This is a genomic window from Devosia sp. T2-14, assembly GCF_055397495.1.
Genome location: NZ_AP027921.1, coordinates 1,025,645 through 1,032,500 on the forward strand (window position 1 = coordinate 1,025,645; position 6,856 = coordinate 1,032,500).

A 6,856-nucleotide genomic window follows, 5' to 3' on the forward strand; every position below is an offset into this window, starting at 1 on the left:
CGCCGCAAGACGCACTCCACGCTGAGCAGTCGAGGCTTACTGGCTGAACAGCTGGTCGAACTTGGCCAGGTTTTCGTCGCGGGTGTCGGCCGCGCGCTGATCGTCATACGGGAAGGTCGGCACATCGCTGGTTGCCATCAGGCCCTCGGGCGGCGCGACGTCCTTGCGGACCGAACGACGATTGGTCGAAACGATCAGCTCGTGCGCTTCCTTGGAATTGGCAAAGTCGAGGAACAGCTTGGCATTGTCGGGGTTTGGACCGCCGGCGATGACAGCCGATGCGTCAAAGCGCAGGCCGGTGCCGTCGGTCGGATAAACCGCCACGACCGGATAGCCTTCGTCCATCATGGTCTTGACGTTGACTTCGCCGGTCACGCCGACTTCGATTTCGCCACGGCCCACGTCTTGGAACACGCTCTGCGACGAGGTGGTGAAGCGGGCATTCTTCATCACCTTCTCGGCCACCTCCCAGCCATGCAGCTGCAGGATCTGCGCCAGCTGCGCATAGGCCGATCCCGACAGGGACGGATTGGCCAGCACCAGCTTACCCTCGAGTTCCGGCTTGGCCAGGTCGGCCCAGCTGCGCGGATAGGCATCTTCGCTCATCAGGTTGGTATTGATGATGAAAGCCTGCAGCGGCATCGAGCAGCCATAGAACGAATGGTCGGCCGCCACGACGCTCGGGTCGAAATTAGCCAGCTCGGGGCTTTCATGCGCCGCGAATAGCCCCGGATTGGCAAGGAATGCCTCGCTTGAAGCGCACAGCACCACGTCGCCCTGCGGATTGGCCTTCTCGGCCGCCATGCGGGTGAACAATTCGCCCACCCCGGCATTGATCGCCGAAATCGAGACGCCGGGATACTTCGCCCGGAAAGCGTCAATGATCAACTCGCCTGCGTCACCGGCCGGATTGTAGACGACCAGCGGCCCCTCCTGGGCCACGACAGCATGGCTCATCATGGTGCCTGCGGTCAGCAGGGCAGCGAACAGTTTCAACTTCATGGGTTCCTCCAAACCACTCGGATATTCAAATGTTCTACACTCTCGAACTTTTTGCAACCGGTTGCGTAACTTTTCGACCATGCTAACATTGGGGAGGAAAGTTCAGTTTTTCCAATGGGCTAACCGCTCGTTGGAGCGTGAGAAGGTTTTTGTCGTGCAGGTCAGCATTCACAATACGAAGGACGAACTCGGCCGTGCAGCCGCCCAGCAGGGCGCAGAATCGATCAAGGCGGCCATCGCCGAAAAGGGCAGCGCCAACATCATCGTTGCCACCGGGGCCAGCCAGTTCGAGATGCTCGGGCACTTGGTCAAAGCCGATGTGGACTTCTCCAAAGTCACCGCCTTTCACCTCGACGAATATGTCGGCATTTCGGTGAGCCATCCGGCCAGCTTCCGCCGCTATCTGCGCGAGCGCTTCGTCGAGCAGCTTCCTGCGCTGCGCGACATTCTCTATATCGACGGTGACGCAGCGGACCTTGATGTGGAGATTGCCCGCGTCAACCAGCGGATCGCGGCAGTGGACATTGATGTCTGCTTTGCCGGTATTGGCGAAAACGGCCACCTGGCCTTCAACGACCCCCCCGCCGATTTCGAGACCGAAGCGCCCTATCACGTTGTGTCACTGGATGAGGCCTGCCGCCGCCAGCAAATGGGTGAAGGCTGGTTTGCCACGCTGGAAGACGTTCCGCTGCGCGCCGTCTCGATGAGCGTCCGTCAGATTCTCAAGAGCGGGACCATCGTGATTTCGGCACCGGACGCCCGCAAGGCCAAGGCCGTGCAGGCAAGTGTCGAGGGCAGCGTCACCCCAATCGTGCCCGCCTCCATCCTGCAACAGCATCCGCGCGTCACGCTGCATCTCGACCAGGCGTCGGCCGCGCAGCTGGCGTCGCGCAACTAGAGTTTAACAGGGGACGCATCGCCGCCCCGTAGAAGGGAGCACGCGTGTCCTCGACCATAGTTCTCATCGACCTGACGGGTGCCGTGGCCCTCCTGTTGTGGGGGCTGCGGTTGCTCAAGGGTGGAGTAACCCGGGCCTTCGGCACTCAGCTGCGCGCCTTCATGGCTTCGGCAACCCGCAACCGCTTCACCGCTTTCGGTGCGGGCCTGCTGATAACACTAGCGCTCCAGAGCAGCACTGCGATGGCCATCATGGTCAGCTCCTTTGCCGGTCAGGGGATGATGAGCCTCGCCATGGCCCAGGCGGTGATGCTCGGCGCCAATGTGGGAACCAGCCTGGTGACGCAGGTGCTGGCCTTTGACATTCATTGGCTGGCACCTGCCACCATCATCGCGGGCGTCGTAGTCGGCGGCCTGCGGAAGGGTAGTCGCAGCCAGGGCACCAGCGAGATCCTGATCGGCATCGGCCTGATGCTGTTCTCGCTCAAATTGATGCGCGCAGCGACCGATCCAATGCGCGAATCCGAGGCCGTTCTCGCCTTCTTCGCTCTGTTGCAGGACGCCCCAATCGTGGCGCTGGGCCTGTCTGCCGGCATGGCCGCGATATCAGCATCCAGCCTTGCCGTTGTTCTGTTCGTGATGGCCCTCGCCAACACAGCCGGAATTGACGCTGGCCTTTGCCTCATGCTCGTCGCCGGGGCCAATCTGGGCGGCGCCATTCCGCCACTCCTTGCGATCGATCGCGAGGGCACGGCCGCGCGCCAGGTTGCACTTGCCAACCTCGTGGTGCGGGGGCTCGGCTCGCTGCTGTTGATGGCAGCGCTGGGCTGGCTCGAACCATATGCCGCGACCTATCACGATCTCTCGCGACTGGTGGTGGATGCCCATGTCGGCTTCAACATCGCCTTGGCCGTGCTGTTCCTGCTGCTGGTCACCCCGATTGCCAAACTGATCAACTGGATCATGCCGCCAAAGGCTCAGCAGGATGACGACGCCCCCCGCCACCTCGACGAAACCGCCCTACTCGACCCGCCGGCCGCACTCGCTGCGGCAACGCGGGAAACCCTCCGCATCGGCGACGCGGTAGAAAAGATGCTGGCGGCAGCCCTGAGCGCCATCAGCACCAATGACGGCACAGCGGCTAGAGCGATCTACGCGCTCGACGACAAGGTCGACACCCTGCAGGAGGCGGTCAAACTCTACCTCTCTCGCTTGCAGCGTCAGCAGCTTGATGACGCCTCGACGCGGCAGTCACACTTCATCATCGACTATGCGGTCAATCTCGAGCATGTCGGCGACATCATCGAACGTAGTCTGGTTCGATTGGCAATCATCAAGTCCGAACGCCAGCTGGCCTTCTCAACAGAGGGCCTTGATGAAATCGAAGACCTGTTCCGCGACACCATCGACAACCTGCAACTGGCCCAGACCGTTTTTCTCAGCCGCGACGGCGACGCCGCGCGACGGTTGATGGAAGGCAAGGTTTCCATTCGGCACAAGGAGCGCCTCTCCTCGCAACGCCACCTGGCCCGTCTGCGCGAGGGGCGGCCCGAGACCATTCAGACGACAGGTCTCCACCTCGATATCCTGCGCGATCTCAAGCGCATCAACGCCCACCTGGCCTCGGTCAGCCACGCTATCCTCGAGGAAACAGGCGCGCTACGCGAAAGCCGCCTGCGTAGGGCCTAAGCGAGCGGCACCTTCCATTCACAGCCATATCCCGGTGCCTCTGCACTGGCCTATGGTTTCCGGCCATCGTCTCGCGCCGACAACTTGCATCTAGGCAACTCCGCCCACCAAGCAGCCTGGTCGATAACCCATCGCCCGGCGCCATCCTTGTCTCGCTAGCGCCGGCCCCTAACCGACGATACGCGGCAGCAGGATGGCCGGTTGCGTTATGCAGCCAGGATGTGCAGCTGAGCGGGCCTGGACAGTACTGATCCGCTGCCGCCGAGGTAGCGCGAGTTGCGAGGATCGGCTGGGTCCAGGGTTGGCGTTGTTTTGACGTTGCTCTGGATTGGGGTGCAAAAGCTGGTCCGCCCCCCTTGGTGTGTGCGTTTCAAACGCAAAAACCCCAGTCATTTCTGACTGGGGTTTTATGTGTTTCGAGATCGTAATGAGACCATACGTTTTTGGCAGACCTTGCAGCGACCTACTCTCCCAAGCCTTGAGACTTAGTACCATTGGCGCAGAGGAATTTGACGGTCGAGTTCGGGATGGGATCGGGTCTTGGGCTCCTCGCAAAAACCACAAGGTCAGCGAAAAACGTATGGGTGAATTCTGGTTTTGGTTCTGATTTGGACATTGCCTTCCCATGCAAGAGGCAATGTCTGGTGTATTATTTGTACCGATCAAACTCACACTATGCGGACATAGATTAATGAGAACGATCAAGCCAATCGAGCTATTAGTACCGGTAAGCTTCACACATTGCTGCGCTTCCACACCCGGCCTATCGACGTGGTGGTCTTCCACGGCTCTCAAGGGAATACTAGTTTTGAAGGAGGCTTCCTGCTTAGATGCTTTCAGCAGTTATCCCGTCCGAACTTAGCTACCCTGCAATGCGGCTGGCGCCACAACAGGTCCACCAGAGGTTCGTCCAACCCGGTCCTCTCGTACTAGGGTCAGCTCTTCTCAATATTCCTACACCCACGGCAGATAGGGACCGAACTGTCTCACGACGTTCTAAACCCAGCTCACGTACCACTTTAAATGGCGAACAGCCATACCCTTGGGACCTGCTCCAGCCCCAGGATGTGATGAGCCGACATCGAGGTGCCAAACAATGCCGTCGATATGGACTCTTGGGCATTATCAGCCTGTTATCCCCAGCGTACCTTTTATTCGTTGAGCGATGGCCCTTCCACGCGGGACCACCGGATCACTATGACCGACTTTCGTCTCTGCTCGACTTGTCAGTCTCGCAGTCAGGCAGGCTTATGCCATTGCACTCGAGGAACGATTTCCGACCGTTCTGAGCCTACCATCGCGCGCCTCCGTTACTCTTTGGGAGGCGACCGCCCCAGTCAAACTACCCACCATACGCTGTCCCGGACACTGTTATGCCGCGGTTAGACATCTATGACGATAAGGGTGGTATCTCATCTTGCGGCTCCACAGAGACTGGCGTCCCTGCTTCAAAGCCTACCACCTATCCTGCACATGCCGACACAAATGCCAGCGTAAAGCTATAGTAAAGGTGCATGGGGTCTTTCCGTCTGACCGCAGGAACCCCGCATCTTCACGGGGAATTCAATTTCGCTGAGTCTATACTGGAGACAGTGGGGAAGTCGTTACGCCATTCGTGCAGGTCGGAACTTACCCGACAAGGAATTTCGCTACCTTAGGACCGTTATAGTTACGGCCGCCGTTTACCGGGGCTTCAATTCAAGGCGTTAACCTCTCCTTTTAACCTTCCGGCACCGGGCAGGCGTCAGACCCTATACGTCGTTTTGCAACTTCGCAGAGCCCTGTGTTTTTAGTAAACAGTCGCCACCCCCTCTTTTGTGCCACCCCTGCCCAGTTGCCTGAACAGAGGTCATGCTTATCCCGAAGTTACGCATGCAATTTGCCGAGTTCCTTCAGTATAGTTCTCTCAAGCGCCTTGGTATACTCTACCAGTCCACCTGTGTCGGTTTAGGGTACGGTCAATGTTGGTGGAGCTATTTCCTGGAACCGGCTCATCGCACCCCCAATCCAATAAGGGGATACGAACCTGCGCGATCCGTCACTACCACCTGGCCCACGAATATTAACGTGGTTCCCATCGGCTACGCATTTCTGCCTCACCTTAGGGGCCGGCTAACCCTGCGCTGATTAGCATTGCGCAGGAACCCTTGGACTTTCGGCGAAAGTGTCTCTCACACTTTTTGTCGCTACTCATGTCATCATTCGCACTTCCGATACCTCCACGGCCCCTCACAGGTACCGCTTCACAGGCTTACGGAACGCTCCGCTACCGCTTGCACGTAAACGTGCAAACCCTAAGCTTCGGTGCATAGTTTTAGACCCGGTACATCTTCGCCGCAGGAACGCTTGACCAGTGAGCTGTTACGCTATCTTTAAAGGATGGCTGCTTCTAAGCCAACCTCCTGGTTGTCTAAGCATTCCCACATGCTTTCCCACTTAACTATGACTTGGGGACCTTAGCTGTAGGTTAGGGCTGTTTCCCTTTTGACGACGGACCTTAGCACCCGCCGTCTGTCTCCCGGATATTACTTGTGGGTATTCGGAGTTTGGTTAGGTTTGGTAAGTCGGTGAGACCCCCTAGCCCATCCAGTGCTCTACCCCCCACAGTATTCGTCCGAGGCGATACCTAAATATCTTTCGCGGAGAACCAGCTATTTCCAAGTTTGATTGGCCTTTCACCCCTAGGAACAAGTCATCCCCGTAATTTTCAACTTACGTGGGTTCGGTCCTCCAGTAAGTGTTACCTTACCTTCAACCTGCTCATACCTAGATCACTTGGTTTCGGGTCTAATCCAACTAACTTCACGCCCTATTCAGACTCGCTTTCGCTGCGCCTACACCTAACGGCTTAAGCTTGCTAGTTAGACTAAGTCGATGACCCATTATACAAGAGGTACGCCGTCACCCTTGCGGGCTCCGACTGTTTGTATGCATCCAGTTTCAGGAACTATTTCACTCCCCTCGTCGGGGTGCTTTTCACCTTTCCCTCACGGTACTTGTTCGCTATCGGTCGTGCACGAGTACTTAGGCTTGGATAGTGGTCTACCCATGTTCAGACAGGATTTCACGTGTCCCGCCTTACTCGAGGACCTCGATGCTTTCTACCGGTACGGGGCTATCACCCACTATGGCCAACATTTCCATGTTGTTCCCGTTCTTACACCGAGGCCACTGGCCTGGTCCGCGTTCGCTCGCCACTACTAACGGAGTCTCTTTTGATGTCCTTTCCTCTGGGTACTTAGATGTTTCAGTTCCCCAGGTTTGCTCC

Annotated in this window: 3 protein-coding genes and 2 rRNA genes (1 of these 5 only partly in view); 2 read left to right on the top strand and 3 right to left on the bottom strand. The window is 57.9% G+C overall.

The features are described from left to right. Positions 1 to 36: 36 nt before the first annotated feature. Entirely contained in the window at positions 37 to 1,002 is a 966-nt protein-coding gene (locus tag ACZ5WT_RS05005; RefSeq protein ID WP_464286290.1) for an extracellular solute-binding protein, read from the bottom strand. Between the two features lie 154 nt (positions 1,003 to 1,156). Here ACZ5WT_RS05005 and ACZ5WT_RS05010 point away from each other — a divergent pair, with 154 nt between their 5' ends. Both ACZ5WT_RS05010 and ACZ5WT_RS05015 read left to right on the top strand, forming a co-directional pair. Next, entirely contained in the window at positions 1,157 to 1,900 is a 744-nt protein-coding gene (locus ACZ5WT_RS05010) for a glucosamine-6-phosphate deaminase (RefSeq protein WP_464286291.1), read from the top strand. A 44-nt stretch (positions 1,901 to 1,944) separates the two neighbouring features. Beyond that, positions 1,945 to 3,588 (top strand): Na/Pi cotransporter family protein, encoded by a 1,644-nt coding sequence (locus tag ACZ5WT_RS05015; RefSeq protein ID WP_464286292.1) that lies wholly within the window; start codon positions 1,945 to 1,947, stop codon positions 3,586 to 3,588. A gap of 450 nt (positions 3,589 to 4,038) precedes the next feature. Here the strand turns inward: ACZ5WT_RS05015 and rrf are convergent. Next, positions 4,039 to 4,154, bottom strand: a 5S ribosomal RNA gene (rrf, locus tag ACZ5WT_RS05020). Positions 4,155 to 4,285: 131 nt separating this feature from the next. Next, positions 4,286 to 6,856: ribosomal RNA gene (locus tag ACZ5WT_RS05025) — 23S ribosomal RNA — on the bottom strand (it continues 152 nt past the right edge of the window).